Source organism: Paraburkholderia rhynchosiae (assembly GCF_002879865.1).
GTDB classification, from domain to species: Bacteria; Pseudomonadota; Gammaproteobacteria; order Burkholderiales; family Burkholderiaceae; genus Paraburkholderia; species Paraburkholderia rhynchosiae.
Map to the genome: position 1 here is coordinate 1 of NZ_PNXY01000026.1, position 16,879 is coordinate 16,879.

At 60.3% G+C, this 16,879-nt stretch carries 17 protein-coding genes and 2 tRNA genes; 17 read left to right on the top strand and 2 right to left on the bottom strand.

Annotation, left to right across the window (positions count from 1 at the left end):
- Positions 1-416, bottom strand: a 416-nt coding sequence (locus C0Z16_RS27720) for an NAD(P)/FAD-dependent oxidoreductase (protein ID WP_146014359.1), incomplete at its 3' end; no start/stop codon positions are given.
- A 188-nt stretch (positions 417-604) separates the two neighbouring features.
- Between C0Z16_RS27720 and C0Z16_RS27725 the strand changes: the two genes are divergently transcribed.
- Positions 605-1,381, top strand: coding sequence for an SDR family oxidoreductase (locus C0Z16_RS27725; RefSeq protein WP_102635260.1), 777 nt, complete (start codon positions 605-607; stop codon positions 1,379-1,381).
- Between the two features lie 205 nt (positions 1,382-1,586).
- Positions 1,587-2,030 (top strand): acyl-CoA thioesterase, encoded by a 444-nt coding sequence (locus tag C0Z16_RS27730; RefSeq protein WP_102635261.1) that lies wholly within the window; start codon positions 1,587-1,589, stop codon positions 2,028-2,030.
- 100 nt (positions 2,031-2,130) lie between these two features.
- Here C0Z16_RS27730 and C0Z16_RS27735 read toward each other — a convergent pair whose 3' ends face one another.
- Complete coding sequence (locus C0Z16_RS27735; protein ID WP_102635262.1) at positions 2,131-2,676, bottom strand: LuxR C-terminal-related transcriptional regulator; 546 nt, start codon at positions 2,674-2,676, stop codon at positions 2,131-2,133.
- A 240-nt stretch (positions 2,677-2,916) separates the two neighbouring features.
- Between C0Z16_RS27735 and C0Z16_RS27740 the strand changes: the two genes are divergently transcribed.
- The 15 genes from C0Z16_RS27740 to C0Z16_RS27815 all read left to right on the top strand — a co-directional run bounded on the left by C0Z16_RS27740 (position 2,917) and on the right by C0Z16_RS27815 (position 16,829).
- A complete protein-coding gene (locus C0Z16_RS27740; RefSeq protein ID WP_102635263.1) occupies positions 2,917-3,621 on the top strand; it encodes a CoA transferase subunit A in 705 nt (234 codons plus the stop codon).
- Between the two features lie 2 nt (positions 3,622-3,623).
- Positions 3,624-4,265, top strand: a complete 642-nt coding sequence (locus C0Z16_RS27745; protein ID WP_102635264.1) for a CoA transferase subunit B — start codon at positions 3,624-3,626, stop codon at positions 4,263-4,265.
- Positions 4,266-4,558: 293 nt separating this feature from the next.
- Positions 4,559-5,470, top strand: coding sequence for an alpha/beta fold hydrolase (locus C0Z16_RS27750; RefSeq protein ID WP_102635265.1), 912 nt, complete (start codon positions 4,559-4,561; stop codon positions 5,468-5,470).
- An 82-nt stretch (positions 5,471-5,552) separates the two neighbouring features.
- Positions 5,553-5,906, top strand: a complete 354-nt coding sequence (locus C0Z16_RS27755; RefSeq protein ID WP_102635266.1) for a RidA family protein — start codon at positions 5,553-5,555, stop codon at positions 5,904-5,906.
- Between the two features lie 78 nt (positions 5,907-5,984).
- Positions 5,985-8,228, top strand: a complete 2,244-nt coding sequence (locus C0Z16_RS27760) for a RelA/SpoT family protein (RefSeq protein WP_102635267.1) — start codon at positions 5,985-5,987, stop codon at positions 8,226-8,228.
- A 138-nt stretch (positions 8,229-8,366) separates the two neighbouring features.
- Positions 8,367-8,443, top strand: a tRNA-Val gene (locus C0Z16_RS27765).
- A gap of 251 nt (positions 8,444-8,694) precedes the next feature.
- Complete coding sequence (thrS, locus tag C0Z16_RS27775; protein ID WP_102635268.1) at positions 8,695-10,602, top strand: threonine--tRNA ligase; 1,908 nt, start codon at positions 8,695-8,697, stop codon at positions 10,600-10,602.
- Positions 10,603-10,651: 49 nt separating this feature from the next.
- A complete protein-coding gene (infC, locus tag C0Z16_RS27780) occupies positions 10,652-11,176 on the top strand; it encodes a translation initiation factor IF-3 (RefSeq protein WP_074263967.1) in 525 nt (174 codons plus the stop codon).
- A 247-nt stretch (positions 11,177-11,423) separates the two neighbouring features.
- Positions 11,424-11,621 carry a 50S ribosomal protein L35 gene (rpmI, locus tag C0Z16_RS27785; RefSeq protein ID WP_006052501.1) on the top strand — a complete coding sequence of 66 codons (198 nt, stop codon included), beginning with the start codon at positions 11,424-11,426 and terminating at the stop codon, positions 11,619-11,621.
- 29 nt (positions 11,622-11,650) lie between these two features.
- A complete protein-coding gene (gene rplT / locus C0Z16_RS27790) occupies positions 11,651-12,010 on the top strand; it encodes a 50S ribosomal protein L20 (protein WP_006052502.1) in 360 nt (119 codons plus the stop codon).
- A 157-nt stretch (positions 12,011-12,167) separates the two neighbouring features.
- Complete coding sequence (gene pheS / locus C0Z16_RS27795) at positions 12,168-13,181, top strand: phenylalanine--tRNA ligase subunit alpha (protein ID WP_167403565.1); 1,014 nt, start codon at positions 12,168-12,170, stop codon at positions 13,179-13,181.
- A gap of 140 nt (positions 13,182-13,321) precedes the next feature.
- Entirely contained in the window at positions 13,322-15,757 is a 2,436-nt protein-coding gene (gene pheT / locus C0Z16_RS27800; RefSeq protein WP_102635269.1) for a phenylalanine--tRNA ligase subunit beta, read from the top strand.
- A 69-nt stretch (positions 15,758-15,826) separates the two neighbouring features.
- Entirely contained in the window at positions 15,827-16,237 is a 411-nt protein-coding gene (locus C0Z16_RS27805; RefSeq protein WP_006052505.1) for an integration host factor subunit alpha, read from the top strand.
- Positions 16,238-16,283: 46 nt separating this feature from the next.
- Positions 16,284-16,691, top strand: coding sequence for a MerR family transcriptional regulator (locus tag C0Z16_RS27810; protein ID WP_102635270.1), 408 nt, complete (start codon positions 16,284-16,286; stop codon positions 16,689-16,691).
- A 61-nt stretch (positions 16,692-16,752) separates the two neighbouring features.
- Positions 16,753-16,829, top strand: a tRNA-Pro gene (locus C0Z16_RS27815).
- Positions 16,830-16,879: the final 50 nt, after the last annotated feature.

Below are 16,879 nucleotides of genomic sequence, written 5' to 3' on the forward strand. Positions count from 1 at the left end.
GCTTCGGCCTGCTGGCCGAGCCAGCGCGTGACGTTTGCGAGGCTGATCACATAGTTGCCGTGGTTCCTGAAGTTATCCGGCAGCGCCCAGTTCGGCACGCTCTTCGAGCCGGTTTCGGTGAGAAAGAGGAAGCGGTCCTCGGTCACTTCAACATCGAGAGGCGCGCCTTTTTCCTTCCAGTCCGGAATCAGTTCATTCAACGCACGCGGGTCCATCACGGCGCCCGAGAGAATATGCGCCCCGATCTCCGAGCCTTTTTCCAGTACGCAGACGCCAAGCTCGACGCCCTTGTCCGCCGCCAGCTGCTTCAGGCGGATCGCCGCGGACAGGCCAGCCGGGCCGCCGCCGACGATCACGACGTCGTATTCCATCGACTCGCGCGGGCCGTACTGCTCAATGAGACTTGCGGGGGTCATTGATGCTCCTCTTACCGTTAGAATGCTTTTTTCGGGATCGTATTGTGGGCGATCGATTCTTGCACCGCAACCAGATCAGTAGAGATTAGCACGAGCGTTCTATTCGTGTGATACGGTATTGACCCGAACATTGGGTCGGGCCGCGACTGACAACCGCATTCGTAACTACAACCGAACAAGGAACGACAATGGGCCGTTCGATCAATCTGGAAGGGAAGGTCGCGCTGATCACCGGCGCCTCGAGCGGGTTGGGAAAGCGCTTTGCTCAAGTGTTGTCGCAGGCGGGCGCCAAAGTGGTGCTGGCGAGCCGGCGAACCGAGCGTCTGAAGGAACTGCGCGCTGAGATCGAGGCGTCGGGCGGCGCAGCACACGTCGTATCGCTCGACGTGACGGATTATCAGAGCATCAAGTCGGCGGTCGCGCACGCGGAAACCGAGGCTGGCACCATCGACATTCTGGTGAACAATTCGGGCGTGTCGACCACGCAGAAGCTGTCCGAAGTCACACCCGCCGACTTCGAATATGTGTTCGATACCAACACGCGCGGCGCGTTCTTCGTCGCGCAGGAAGTGGCCAAGCGCATGATCATGCGCGGCAACAATGCGCAGAAGCCGTCGTACCGGATCATCAATATCGCGTCCATGGCGGGCTTGCGCGTTCTGCCGCAAATCGGTCTGTATTCGATGAGCAAGGCGGCCGTGGTCCACATGACGAAGGCCATGGCGCTCGAATGGGGCAAGCACGGAATCAATGTGAACGCGATCTGCCCCGGGTATATCGACACGGAGATCAATCATCATCACTGGTCGACCGAGCAGGGGCAAAAGCTCGTGTCGATGCTGCCGCGCCATCGCGTCGGCAAGCCTGACGACCTGGACGGGCTTCTGCTGTTGCTGGCGGCCGACGAATCGCAGTTCATCAACGGCTCGGTGATCGCCGCCGACGACGGCTTCGGTCTGTCCTGAGCGCGATTTTGCGTCCGGTTTGGCGTGCGGTTCGACGGGCATTTTCACCGCAGGGCAGCTCCGGTGACGCAGTTCCGAAGAAACTGTTTTACGCGTGCGGGCCTTCTGCCAATAAAAGGCCTGCGCTAAGGTGCGGGCATCGAACTGTTTCGCCACGAGTCAACCCGAATTCAATCCATCAAGAAGTAAGAAGAGCAGAAGCACGATGAGCGATTTTCACGCCGTTTTTGAGATGTCGATGCCGATCCGCTGGGGCGACATGGACGCATTCGGCCATGTGAACAACACGGTCTATTTCCGCTACATGGAGCAGGTGCGCATCTCCTGGTTCGAGCAACTCGGCTTTGCCGGCAACAATGCGGACGGGCAGGGGCCGGTGATCGTGAATGCGTCGATGGAGTTCCTCAAGCAACTGCATTATCCCGGCGACGTGATCGGCCGCATGAGCGTCGCGACGCCTGGGCGCAGCAGCTTCGACACGGGGTTCGAACTCGTGCGCGCAGACAACCCGAACACCGTTTATGCGCGCGGCGCTGCCCGCTGCGTGTGGATCGACTATGCGGCCGGCAAGTCGGTGCCGGTTCCTGACGTGTTGCGCGCGACCATCGAGCGCGCCGCGCTGGTGAAAACGGCTGAGCCCGCCGCGTAAGTTCGCGGTTATTGCGGCTCGAGTTCGCGGCGTGACTTCGGGCCGCTCTTCACCTCCTCACTTCGCACAACGCGGCTTCACGCTGCGCTCTTGCGTTCAATCAATGCCCAAGCAGGCGCTGTAGCAATTCGGTTGCGTTGCCGGTATCGTATTTGCGCATCAGCCGCGCGCGATAGACATCCACCGTGCGTGGGCTGATGTCCAGCACCCGCCCGATCTGCTTGCTCGTTTTGCCCGTCACGAGCTGCGCGGCGATTTCGCGCTCGCGAGGCGTCAGTTCCACGGCCACACGCCGCGTCGCGCTCAAATCCTCGAAAGTCCAGACCCCCGCCGCGTGCGGGTCGGCGCGCCGCTGCGCGCGGCCCGTCACGTGGCACCAGAACAGTTCGCCGTTGGCGCGCTTCATGATGCGGTCGTCGGCGTAACTGCCCTGGGCGGTCATGATCGGCGGAATCCGTGCGCCGATCCGCTCGAATTCGTCCGTCGACGGATACAGAATCTGGAACGACTGCCCGAGCAGCGCCTCGCGCGGGCAGCCGAAAATCGACGCGAGTTCGTCATTGCAGTCTTCGATAGTGCGCTCACGCGACAGCACGAGCCCGATCGGAGCGAGATGAAAAGCGGTTTGGTAATCCAGTGCGGGCATGGGCTGGCGGCAAGTACTTATGTATTTTTGCGTATTGTGCCGTATGGCGCGGCGAGCGTACTCTTTCGGGCACATGAGAACGCGGCGAAGCGCCCGCGGCGGCGTTTGCGCGCAGCTTCACTCAAGCTGAACGCACAGCGTCTCCCGGATGACTAGAATGACGTGTCGGGCCGCGCCCGAGCATGTCGTACCAGCCGCAATAAACCGGTTTCGGGTTTCCATAAAGGAAGGGACATACTGATGAACAAAGTCTATCCAGGCGCCGCCGAGGCGCTGAAAGACATCGTCAAGGACGGGCAGACGTTTGCCGTCGGCGGCTTCGGGCTGTGCGGCATTCCCGAGGCGCTGATCGCGGCGCTGCGCGACACCAAGGTGCAAAACATCACCTGCATCAGCAACAACGCGGGCGTCGACGGGTTCGGCCTCGGGTTGCTGCTCGAGACGCGCCAGATCAAGAAGATGATTTCGTCGTATGTCGGCGAGAATAAGGAGTTCGAACGCCAGTATCTGGCCGGCGAACTCGAACTCGAATTCACGCCGCAAGGCACGCTTGCCGAAAAGCTGCGCGCGGGCGGCTCGGGCATTCCGGCGTTCTTCACGAACACTGGCTTCGGCACGCTGATCGCCGACGGGAAGGAAACCCGTCAGTTCGGCGAAAACCATTACGTGCTGGAACATTCGCTGACGGCGGACGTCGCGCTCGTCAAGGCATGGAAGGCCGACAAGTCGGGCAACCTGATCTATCGCCGCACGGCACGCAACTTCAATCCCATGTGCGCGATGGCCGGCCGCATTACCGTCGCGGAAGTCGAGGAAATCGTCGAGGTGGGCGAGCTCGATCCGGACGCGATTCATACGCCTGGTATCTTCGTTCAGCGCATCGTGCTCAATGCGCATCCGGAAAAACGCATCGAACAACGCGTCGTTCGCGCGAAAGGAGACTGATCATGGCATGGACTCGTGACCAAATGGCCGCGCGCGCGGCGAAGGAATTGCAGGACGGCTTTTATGTGAACCTGGGCATCGGCCTGCCGACGCTCGTGGCTAACCACGTGCCGCCGGGCGTCGAGGTGTGGCTGCAATCGGAAAACGGCCTGCTTGGCATCGGACCGTCGCCGACTGAAGACGAAGTCGACGCCGACCTCATCAACGCGGGCAAGCAGACGGTGACTACGCTGCCTGGCTCGTCGATTTTTTCATCAGCGGATTCGTTCGCGATGATTCGCGGCGGCCACATCAATCTGGCAATTCTCGGCGCAATGCAGATCAGCAAGAAAGGCGATCTCGCCAACTGGATGATCCCTGGCAAGATGATCAAGGGCATGGGCGGCGCGATGGACCTGGTGGCCGGCGTCAAGCGCGTGGTCGTGCTGATGGAGCACGTCGCGAAGGGCGATCAGCACAAGATTCTCGAAGAATGCACGCTGCCGTTGACCGGGGTGGGCGTGGTGGACCAGATCATCACCGACCTCGGCGTGATCGAAGTCACGGACGACGGCTTGAAGGTGACCGAACTGGCGCCCGGCGTGAGCGTCGACGAGATCAAGGCGAAGACGGGCGCGCCGCTCGATGTGAGCGCGGTGAGCTGAATTGATGATGAATTGATGTCGAATCGACGTTGCGGAAATCCGCTGTCCGGCTGACGTGTGCGCGTGAGCTTGAGGCGTCGGGAAAGCGGGCGAGGCGTGAGTCTCGCCCGCTTTTCCTTTTTTGGGCACGCGTTTTTCGGGCGACCGTCTTATACCGTTTGGCCGATCCTTGCAGCGCGTCAAAGCGGTTTACAATCGTCCGAACCAATCACTTGAAGATTCGATGCTTGCCGGTTCCTGGCGCTTGGCGCTAACGCCAGGCCCGATCCGCAACGCTTTTACAAGGACCACAGATGACTGCCACGACAGCTTTCGCGGGCGAACGGCCCATGCCCCGCCAACGTTATGTGCAGTGCGCGAGCGCCGTGGGTCTGCACCGCATTGCCTACACCGAGTGGGGCGATCCCGACAATCCGCGCGTGCTGCTGTGCGTGCACGGTTTGACGCGCTCGGGGCGCGACTTCGACCGGCTTGCGGCGCAATTTGCGGGCACTTACCGTGTGGTCTGTCCTGATGTGGTCGGCCGGGGCCTGTCATCGTGGCTCGCCAGTCCGAACCTGTATGCCGTGCCGCAATACGTCGCCGACATGGTCACGCTGATTGCGCGGCTGAATGTCGAAACAGTCGACTGGTTCGGCACGTCGATGGGCGGCCTGATCGGGCTCGGACTCGCTGGCCTCGCGGACACACCTATCCGCAAGCTGTTACTGAACGATGTCGGGCCTCATCTGGAACCGGAGGCCGTTCAGCGTATCGGCGATTATCTCGGCAAGCCCGTGCGTTTCGAGTCGCTGCAGCAAGGTATCGATCACGCAGCGTTTCTCGCGCGAACCTTCGGCCCGCTCACGCCGGACGAATGGCGCGAAATCAATACGCCGCTGCTTCGCGAAGAGAACGGCACGTGGCTTTTCCGCTACGATCCGCGCATCGCGCAGCCCTTTGCCGCGACGACGGAAGAAACCGCGAAGCTGGGCGAGGGCGCGCTGTGGCATTCGCTGGCGTCGTTTCAGGGGCCGGTGCTGGTGGTGAGAGGCGAACTGTCCGATTTGCTGTCGCGCGAAACGGTCGCGAAGATGGTCCACACGGGGCGCGCCGTTTCGAGCGTCGAAATCAGCGGCGTGGGGCACGCGCCGGCGTTTCTCTCGGCCGATCAGATCGACATTGCGAGGCAGTTCTTTATCGGTCCGGCTGACGACGCGTCATAATATGCAGTTCGGCATGACGTTTTAGCGCGGCATACCAGATGCATGTCCGTTCAACATACTTCCATCTACTTCAGGATTCTTCATGGCAGTCATTCGTCACCATGTCGGCAAGCGCCTTTCGGAAATCGCCGTGCATAACGGCACCGTTTACCTCGCAGGGCAGATCGCCGAAGACGCGGACCAGGACATCACGGGCCAGATGCGCGAAGTGCTCGGTCACATCGACCGTCTGCTGGCTGAAGTGAACAGCGACAAATCGCATTTGTTGTCGGTGCAAATTTTCATCGCAGACATGGTGCATTTCGCCGGCATGAACGCAGTGTGGGACGAGTGGGTCGCACAAGGCGCGACGCCGCCGCGCGCTACCGTTCAAGCGCCGCTTGCGAACCCGAAGTGCCTCGTCGAAGTGGTCGTGGTTGCTGCGCAGCGCAGCTAAGCGAAACGAATCGAAGCCAGACAGAGCAGTTGTTGTCGAAATTCCGTTGATTTGCTTAGGCCCACGGGCCGCCGCACCATGAATACCGAAATCGTTACGCGCACGCCGAATCCCCTCCCGTCTTTTGACGAAGCGATGGCGTTTGTGCGTCAGAATGCGGGCGAGGTGCGGCTGTCGTCGGGCGAATTGCTCGCGGATCACGCGGCGGGCACGGCGTCGATCATGCGTACGCTCAACGTCGATCCGCCGGCCGTGCTGGCGGCGGCATTGTTTGCATTGACGCCACATTTGCGCGACCCCGAGCGCGTGATTGCCGACAACTTCGGCGAAGAAGTCGCGCAACTCGTCGGCGACGTGCGCAAGCTGCTGCGCCTCGGCACCGTGAGCTTGCGCGCCGCTCAGAACGCAATGCCCGAAGCGGGGCGTGATGCACAGGCCGCGCGGCGCGCGCAGGTGGAAGCGTTGCGCAAGATGCTGCTCGCGTTCGCGCAGGACATTCGCGTGGTGTTAATCCGGCTCGCGTCGCGTCTGCAGTCGCTGCGCTATTACGCGGCGGCGAAGCTCACTCCGTCACCGGATGTGGCGCGTGAGACGCTCGATATTTACGCGCCGCTCGCCAACCGCCTCGGCATCTGGCAATTGAAGTGGGAGCTCGAAGATCTCGCGTTCCGCTTCCAGGAGCCGGTAACTTATAAGCGCATCGCGAAGCTGCTCGACGAGAAGCGCGTCGAACGGGAAAGCTACGTGGCGCAGGCCATTGAACGCCTGCAGCAGGAACTCGCTGCCGCGAATATTCACGCGGAAGTCAGCGGCCGGCCGAAGCATATCTATAGCATCTGGCGGAAGATGCGCGGCAAGGAGCTAGACTTCGCGGAACTGTACGACGTGCGCGCGTTTCGCGTGATCGTCCCGGACATCAAGGATTGCTACACCGTGCTCGGCATTGTGCACAACCTGTGGCAGCCGGTGCCGAAAGAGTTCGACGATTACATCTCGCGGCCCAAGCCGAACGGCTACAAGTCGCTGCACACAGTCGTAATCGGCGACGACGGCCGCGCATTCGAGGTGCAGATCCGCACGCACGACATGCATCAGTTCGCCGAATACGGCGTGGCCGCGCACTGGCGTTACAAGGAAGCCGGCACACGTGGTTACGGCGGCCAGTTCGCCGCCAATGAGAAGTACGACGAGAAGATCGCGTGGCTGCGTCAATTGCTCGCGTGGAAGGACGACGTGTCGGAGGGGGAGCACGGCGACAAGCGCACAGCACAGCCGTGGGAGCAGCTGCGCCAGGCCACGCTTGACGACGACCACATCTACGTGTTGACGCCGCAAGCGCGTGTGATCGCGTTGCCGCATGGCGCGACGCCGGTGGATTTCGCCTATCACCTGCATAGCGAGTTGGGGCATCGCTGCCGTGGCGCGCGCGTAGACGGCGCGATGGTGCCGCTGAATACGCAGTTGCAGAACGGCCAGACGGTGGAGATCGTCGCGGTGAAAGAAGGCGGGCCGTCGCGTGACTGGCTCAACCCGCAGCTCGGCTATCTGCATAGCCCGCGCGCACGTCAGAAAGTGCGCGCCTGGTTCAACGCTGTCGAACTGCAGGAGCACATTGCGAGTGGCCGCGCGATGGTCGAAAAAACCTTGCAGCGCGAGGGCAAGACGTCTGTCAACCTCGATCAACTCGCTGCCAAACTCGGCTTCAAGACTACCGAGGATCTGTTCTCGGTCGTCGGCAAGGAAGAGTTCAGTTTGCGGCTCGTCGAGCAGGCGCTGCACGATGCACCGCCGCCGGAACCGGTGGTCGAAGTCCCCGAGCAATTCGAGAAGCGCAGTAGCGGCGCGAGCGTGGCGCGCGGTGCATCGACGGGCGTGCTGGTGGTCGGCGTCGACGCGTTGCTCACACAGCTTGCGCGCTGCTGCCGCCCGGCGCCGCCCGACGACATCTCCGGCTTTGTGACGCGCGGCAAGGGCATGTCGATTCACCGTAGCGATTGCCCGACGTTCTTGCGCATGGCCGAACGCGCGCCGGAGCGTGTGTTGCAAACGGCATGGTCGGCGGACGTGATGAGCGGCCGCGGGCAATCGGTGTATCCGGTCGACCTCTCGATCGAAGCAACCGACCGCCAGGGTTTGCTGCGCGATATTTCGGAAGTCTTTGCGCGTGAAAAGATGAACGTGATCGGCGTCAAGACGCAGACACGCCGTAATGCCGCGTTCATGCAATTCACCGTGGAAGTATCGAGTGCCGCGCAGATTCAACGCGCTTGCACGTTGCTCGGCGAAGTGACGGGTGTCGTGCGGGCATCGCGCAAGGGCTAACGGGGTGGCGGGTCGATGACTTGATCCATGCACGCGCTCATGCGCGAGCGAGTGGATAACATGTGTAGAAGTAATTGAAAGTCGATGCATAAAAGTACTTGCCAAGCAGTGTGGGGCTCCATATAATCTCGTTTCTTCAGGCTCGTAGCTCAGCTGGTTAGAGCACCACCTTGACATGGTGGGGGTCGTTGGTTCGAGTCCAATCGAGCCTACCAACGAAAGAGAAATTCCGGTATTGCCGGGGTTTCGCAAGCTGCAGTAAGCGCCTGTGGCGCAAAAGGCGAATACGGTTATGACACCGCGAACGTTGACCGAAACCACTTCGGAGCGACGCTAGTCGAGGACCAATTTCGCCAGTGTAGTTTGCAGGAAATGTGAATGCGGCCCCTCGAAAGCGGGGCCGCATTTTTTTTGGGTTTTTAGATGGTTGTATATGCCGCCGCCGGTCGGCACCACGGAGAACACAATGGTTTCGATACGTCTGCCTGACGGTTCTGTTCGACAGTACGAGCACCCGGTGACCGTCGCCGAAGTGGCTGCTTCGATCGGCCCTGGCCTCGCGAAGGCCGCGCTCGGCGGCAAGATCGACGGTGAACTGGTCGATACGTCCACGCTGATCGACCATGACGCGGCGCTTGCCATCGTCACCGAAAAAGACGCAGACGGTCTCGATATCATTCGTCACTCCACGGCGCACTTGCTCGCGTACGCGGTGAAGGATCTGTACCCTGAAGCGCAAGTCACGATCGGTCCGGTGATCGACAACGGCTTCTACTATGACTTCGCTTACAGCCGCCCCTTCACGCCGGAAGATCTCGAGAAGATCGAAAAGCGCATGCAGGAACTGGCGAAGAAAGACGAGCCGGTTTCGCGTCGCGTGGTGTCGCGCGACGAAGCGGTGGACTACTTCAAGAGCATCGGCGAGAAGTACAAGGCGGAGATCATCGAATCGATTCCCGCTACCGACGAGATCAAGCTGTATTCGCATGGCGGCTTCACCGATCTGTGCCGCGGTCCGCATGTGCCGTCCACCGGCAAGCTCAAGGTCTTCAAGCTGATGAAGCTGGCCGGCGCGTACTGGCGCGGCGATTCGAAGAACGAGCAATTGCAGCGCATCTACGGTACGGCCTGGACGAAGAAGGAAGATCAGGACGCGTATCTGCACATGCTCGAAGAGGCCGAGAAGCGCGATCACCGCAAGCTCGGCAAGCAACTCGATCTGTTCCACATGCAGGACGAATCGCCGGGCATGGTGTTCTGGCATCCACGTGGCTGGACGCTATGGCAACAGGTCGAGCAGTACATGCGCCGCCGCGTGAACGACGCCGGTTACCTCGAGATCAAGACGCCGATGATCATGGACCGTTCGCTGTGGGAAGCATCGGGCCATTGGCAGAACTATCGTGAAAACATGTTCACGACGGAATCGGAAAAGCGCGATTACGCGATCAAGCCGATGAACTGCCCCGGTCACGTGCAGGTGTTCAATCACGGTTTGCGTTCGTACCGCGATCTGCCGCTGCGTTACGCGGAGTTCGGCTCGTGTCACCGCAATGAATCGTCGGGCGCGCTGCATGGCTTGATGCGCGTGCGCGGTTTCGTGCAGGACGACGCCCACATTTTTTGTACCGAAGACCAGTTCATCAGCGAGTCGATTGCATTCAACACGCTGGCCATGAGCGTGTACCGCGATTTCGGCTTCGACAACGTCGAGATCAAGCTGTCGCTGCGCCCCGACGCGCGTGCCGGCACCGACGAAACCTGGGACCGTGCCGAGCAGGGTCTGCGCGAAGCGTTGACGGCTTGCGGCGTGACGTGGGAAGAGTTGGCAGGCGAGGGGGCGTTCTACGGCCCGAAGGTCGAATATCACATCAAGGACGCGCTCGGCCGCTCGTGGCAATGCGGCACGTTGCAGCTCGATATGGTGCTGCCGGAGCGTCTGGGCGCCGAATACGTCGCGGAAGACAACAGCCGTCGCCGCCCGATCATGCTGCACCGGGCAATCGTCGGATCGATGGAGCGTTTTCTCGGCATTCTGATCGAGCACCATGCTGGTGCAATGCCTGCCTGGCTCGCGCCGATGCAGGTGGTGGTCATGAATATCGCCGAAAGTCAGGCCGAATACGCACAGTCTCTGGCCCAATCGTTGCAAAAACAAGGGGTTAGAGTGGAGGCCGATTTGCGCAACGAGAAGATTAGCTATAAAATACGTGAGCACACGCTCGAGAAGGTGCCGTACCTGCTTGTGGTCGGCGACAAGGAGCGTGAAGCCCAAACGGTAGCCGTGCGTGCCCGTGGTGGTGTCGACCTTGGCGTCATGCCTGTCGATTCCTTCATTGAGCGTCTGCGCCAGAACGTGCAGTCGTTCAACTGAGCCACTTGGCAGCCCGGCTCGTTTTTTTAATTTTTAGAGGAAACGTAACATCGCTACTGATAAGTCTGCGCACCGCATCAACGGTGAAATTACGGCACCCGAGGTGCGTCTGGTCGGAGTCGAGAACGAACCGCTCGGCATCGTGAAACTCGCTGATGCGTTCCGCATGTCGGAACAGCAAGACGTGGATCTGGTCGAAATCGCGCCGCAAGCGGTTCCGCCGGTTTGCCGCTTGATGGACTACGGCAAGTTCAAGTACTCGGAAGCGAAGAAGCAACACGAGGCCAAGCTCAAGCAGAAGATCGTCCAGGTCAAGGAAGTCAAATTCCGCCCGGGCACTGACGACGGTGACTACAACGTCAAGCTGCGCAACCTCATCCGCTTCCTTGACGACGGCGACAAGACGAAAATCACGTTGCGTTTCCGTGGCCGCGAAATGGCTCACCAGGAAATCGGTATGCGCATGCTCGAGCGCCTGCGCACGGACCTCGACGAAGTCGGTCAGGTCGAGCAAATGCCGAAAATGGAAGGGCGCCAGATGATCATGGTGCTCGCTCCGAAGAAAAAGAAGTAAGCGGTCAGAGCGGCGGCGCGCCACGTGGCGCGCGTTCTGGTTGTGAGAGATTGGATGATGCCGCGCCGGGTGTCCGGTGCGGTATGAGCAGGTTTCGGAGCGGCGCTTATGCAAATGCGCGCCGTTTCCTGAAAAGCGGCTGCCGGTGGTATCGGTGGTCTGCATACCAAGTGGAATGGGTTTCGAAGGGCGGGTCATGGCCATCTGGCCGACCGCACACCCATGTCCATCTAATAATGGAGTTGTCATGCCGAAGATGAAAACCAAGAAGAGTGCTGCAAAGCGCTTCGTGGTGCGTCCGGGCGGTACCGTCAAGCGCGGTCAAGCCTTCAAGCGCCACATTCTTACCAAGAAGACCACCAAGAACAAACGCCATCTGCGCGGTTCGACGGCAGTTCATGATTCCGATCTGAACTCCGTGCGCGCAATGCTGCCGTTCGCTTAACCCTTAACCGAAACTCATAGGAGCGAAACATGCCTCGAGTAAAACGTGGGGTTACCGCACGGGCCCGTCACAAGAAGATCATCAAGCTGGCCAAGGGTTACCGCGGCCGTCGCAATAACGTCTATCGCATCGCCAAGCAGGCGGTCATGCGCGCAGGCCAGTACGCCTATCGCGATCGCCGCAACAAGAAGCGTGTGTTCCGTGCATTGTGGATCACGCGTATCAACGCGGCGGTGCGCCAGCACGACATGACGTACAGCGTGTTCATCAACGGCCTGAAGAAGGCTTCGATCGAACTCGACCGCAAGGTGCTGGCCGACATGGCTGTGTTCGACAAGGCTGCTTTTGCTGCGATCGTTCAGCAGGTGAAAGCCGCCGTTGCAGCCTGATTGCGCTTCTGGCAATTAAAACTGCGTGGTTCGTTGCAGCGAAGATCCGGTAGTCTCGGTGACGTTGCAGCAAAAACGGGGCTCCTCACCGAGCCCCGTTTTTGTTGGTAGAACCAGTTTGCTTCGATAGAACACTGACGTTGAAATGATGGGATCAATGGACCTGGACCAGATTGTCGCCGACGCGCAAAAAGCCTTCGCAGAAGCCTCCGACGTCACCACCCTCGAGAATGAGAAAGCACGCTTTCTCGGCAAATCGGGTGCGCTGACCGAGCTGTTGAAGGGCCTTGGCAAACTCGATCCCGAAACGCGCAAGACCGAGGGCGCACGGATCAACCTCGTCAAGCAACACGTTGAAGCTGCGTTGACGGCTCGCCGCCAGGCGCTGGCCGACGCGTTGCTGAATCAGCGCCTCGCCGCTGAAGCCATCGACGTCACGCTGCCGGGCCGCGGCACTAACGCGGGCAGCCTGCACCCGGTGATGCGCACGTGGGAGCGCGTCGAACAGATTTTTGGCAGCATCGGATTCGACGTAGCCGACGGCCCTGAGATTGAAACCGACTGGTACAACTTCACCTCGTTGAACAGCCCGGAAAATCATCCGGCGCGTTCGATGCAGGACACTTTCTACGTCGACGGCAAAGATGCCGACGGCCGTCAATTGCTGCTGCGCACGCATACGAGCCCGATGCAGGTGCGTTACGCGCGTACCAACACGCCGCCGATCAAAGTGATCGTGCCCGGCCGCACCTACCGTGTGGACAGCGACGCGACTCATTCGCCGATGTTCAACCAGGTCGAAGGCCTGTGGATCGACGAAAACATCAGCTTTGCCGATCTGAAGGGCGTCTACACCGACTTTCTCAAGAAATTTTTCGAGCGCGACGATATTCTCGTTCGTTTCCGCCCGTCGTATTTCCCGTTCACCGAGCCGTCGGCCGAGATCGACATGTTGTTCGAAACGGGAAAGAACGCAGGCAAATGGCTCGAGATTTCGGGTTCAGGCCAGGTTCACCCAACGGTGATCCGCAACATGGGCCTCGACCCTGAGCGCTACATTGGCTTTGCGTTCGGTAGCGGTCTCGAACGGCTCACCATGTTGCGCTATGGCGTGCAAGACCTGCGTCTGTTCTTCGAAAACGACTTGCGTTTCCTGCGTCAGTTCGCTTGAACGAACGCGTACGACGCCACAAGCATAGAGCGCGGCACCGCACGCAATGCGTGCCGCCACAGCGTCCTCGTAGTGACTGTCAGTGACTCGCAGTAACTTGCCTCACGTGGACCTAACCCGATCAGAACGTACACAGAACCATGCAATTCCCGGAATCCTGGCTGAGAACCTTTGTCGATCCGCAACTGACGACGGACAAGCTGTCGCACGCATTGACGATGGCCGGTCTCGAAGTCGAAGACCTGCGACCGGCTGCGCCGCCGACCTCGAAGATCGTGGTCGGCCAGGTGCTGGAAGTCGTCAAGCACCCGGATGCGGACAAGCTCAACGTCTGTCAGGTCAACGCCGGCACGGGCGCGACGCTGAACATCGTATGCGGTGCGCCGAATGTCGCGCCGGGCATCAAGGTGCCGGTGGCGCTGGTCGGCGCGCAACTGCCCCCGGCCGAAGCGGGCGGCACGCCGTTTGCCATCAAACTCTCCAGGCTGCGTGGCGTGGAAAGCCAGGGCATGCTGTGCTCGGCGCGCGAACTGAAGCTCTCCGTAGATCATAGCGGGCTCCTCGTCCTGCCGGAAGATACGCCGATTGGCCAGGACATCCGCGAAACGCTCAATCTCGACGACACCATTTTCGAAATCAAGCTGACGCCGAATAAGGCGGACTGCTTGTCGGTGTTCGGCGTGGCGCGCGAAACGTCCGCCATTACCGGCGCGCCGTTGCGCCCGCTTGAGATCAAGCCGGTCGAAGTGAAGCTCGGCGAGACGCTGCCTGTCAGAATCTCGGCGCCCGATCTCTGCGGCCGTTTCTCGGGTCGTGTCATCCGCGGCGTCAATGCGCATGCGAAGTCGCCGCAATGGATGGTTGAACGTCTGGAGCGTTCGGGGCAGCGCAGCATCTCGGCGCTCGTCGATATTTCAAATTATGTGATGCTCGAATTGGGCCGGCCGTCGCACGTGTTCGATCTGGACAAGATCCACGGCGGCATGGAGGTGCGTTGGGCGCGCAAGGGCGAAACGCTCAAGCTGCTGAACGGCAACACCGTCGAGCTCGATGAAACCGTTGGCGTGATCGCCGACGAACAACATATTGAGAGCCTCGCGGGCATCATGGGCGGCGACAGTACGGCTGTCACACTCGACACGACCAACATCTATCTCGAAGCCGCATTCTGGTGGCCGGATAGCATTCGCGGCCGTTCGCGCAAATACAACTTCTCCACGGATGCGGGCCATCGCTTCGAGCGCGGAGTCGACTACGCCAGCACCGTCGAGCATATCGAGCGCATCACGCAACTGATCCTCGACATTTGCGGCGGCCAAGCCGGTCCGGTCGACGATCAGATCGTCAACGTGCCGCAGCGCGAGGCCGTGAAGATGCGCGTGTCGCGCGCGAACCGCATTATCGGAGTCGCGATCGGCGCCGATGAAATCGCGCAGATCTTCACGCGTCTAGGTCTCACATTCGAACGCGATGGCGACACGTTCTCGGTGATGCCGCCGTCGTACCGTTTCGATATCGAGATTGAAGAAGACCTGATCGAAGAAGTCGCGCGTATCTACGGCTTCGAAAAGATCCCGGCGCGCCCGCCGGTCGCGACAAGCGAAATGCGCGCGACCAACGAAACGCGCCGCTCGATTCACTCGATCCGTCACGCGCTCGCCGCGCGCGATTACGCAGAAACGGTGAACTTCAGTTTCGTCGATGCCGACTGGGAACAGGACTTCGCAGGCAATGACAAGCCCGTGCGTTTGCTGAACCCGATTGCAAGCCAGTTGTCGGTCATGCGTACGACGCTGTTCGGCAGCCTGATTCACGTGCTGCACACAAATCTGAACCGCCGTGCAGCGGACCGCGTGCGCGTGTTCGAAGCCGGCCGCGTGTTCTTGCACGATCCGTCTATCAAAGCCGGCGAGCTGACGGTCGAAGGCTTCGCGCAGCCGAAGATGATCGGTGGGCTCGCCTACGGTCCCGCGCTCGAAGAGCAATGGGGCGCGCCGGCGCGCACCGTCGACTACTTCGACGTGAAGGGCGATCTCGAAGCGGTGCTCGCGCCGGCCGTGGCGCGCTTCATGAAGGCAGAGCATCCGGCGCTGCATCCTGGACGCAGCGCGCGCATCGAATTGAATGGCCGCGCAGTCGGCTGGATTGGCGAACTGCATCCGCGCTGGATGCAAAAATATGATTTGCCGCATGCGCCGATTCTGTTTGAAGTCGAAGCGGAAGCATTAATGCAGCGCATATTGCCCACACCGTCGGAAGTGTCTAAATTCCCGCCGGTGCGTCGCGATATCGCGGTGGTTGTCGATCAGAAAATCGAGGTTCAGGCGCTGCTCGACGAGCTCTACCAGGCCCAGTCCGAGGCCGCCTGCAAGACCGTTCAGAAGGTTGCGCTTTTCGACGAATTCCGTCCAAAATCAAACACTTCCGGCGGTCTGGCCGCTCACGAGAAAAGCCTTGCGTTCCGTGTGACCTTGCAAGATACTGGCGGGACCCTTCAGGACGAAACGGTCGATCTGGCCATTCAGACTCTGGTGGAACGTCTGGCTCGAGTATATGGCGCACGGTTGCGCGGATAACCCGCATTTAACAATTGCACGGCTGTTTCCGCATCCTTTGTTTTCTGCTTGGCGCGCCATTTGATAGATATGAATGAAATGAACTCGAGTGATTTCGAAGCCCTTCTTACGGCGCAACGCAGCGCCATGATTCGAGAAATTCCGACATCACCCGCCGCCGTTTCAACTGAAACGCCGACGCTCACTAAAGCGGAACTTGCCGAGTTGCTGTTCGACAATGTCGGGCTCAACAAGCGGGAAGCGAAAGACATGGTGGAAGCGTTTTTCGAGGTGATCCGGGATGCGCTGGAAAGCGGCGACAGCGTGAAGCTGTCGGGCTTCGGCAACTTCCAGTTGCGCGACAAGCCGCAGCGTCCCGGCAGAAACCCGAAAACCGGCGAGGCGATTCCCATTGCCGCGCGTCGCGTTGTGACGTTCCATGCAAGTCAAAAGCTGAAGGCTCTGGTCGAGAACGGCGCGGAAGCGAGCTTCACGCGCTGATCGACTGCGGCGTTCCTGCGCAACCCACCACGACGGCTAACTGACGATGACAGCGACGATGGAAAAAGTCGTCTTGCCTCCGATTCCGGCGAAACGCTACTTCACGATTGGTGAGGTCAGCGAACTATGCGGCGTGAAACCGCATGTGTTGCGCTATTGGGAACAGGAGTTTACGCAGTTGAGGCCGGTGAAGCGGCGCGGCAATCGCCGTTACTACCAGCATCATGAGGTGCTGTTGATCCGGCGGATTCGGGAGTTGCTGTACGAGCAGGGCTTCACGATCAACGGCGCGCGCAACCGGCTCGATTCGCATGGCGGCGGGGCGCACGGCGCATCCGCTGAGGCGGGAGAGCAGATGGAAGGCGTCGTCCCGCCGGCAGCAACAACAGCCGCCGTCGACGTTGAGCAGTTGCGCAAGGAACTGCTGCACGTAATCGATCTGTTGAGCCGCTAGTCGCTTTGTTGGTGCAGGCGGTTCTATTCGAATGAAGTGTCTGTTATAATTTTGTGCTGTTCGGGGCGTAGCGCAGCCTGGTAGCGTACCTGCATGGGGTGCAGGTGGTCGGAGGTTCAAATCCTCTCGCCCCGACCAAGATACAAGCCGCACGCCGTAAGGCGCTGCGGCTTTTTCATTGGCTGTCT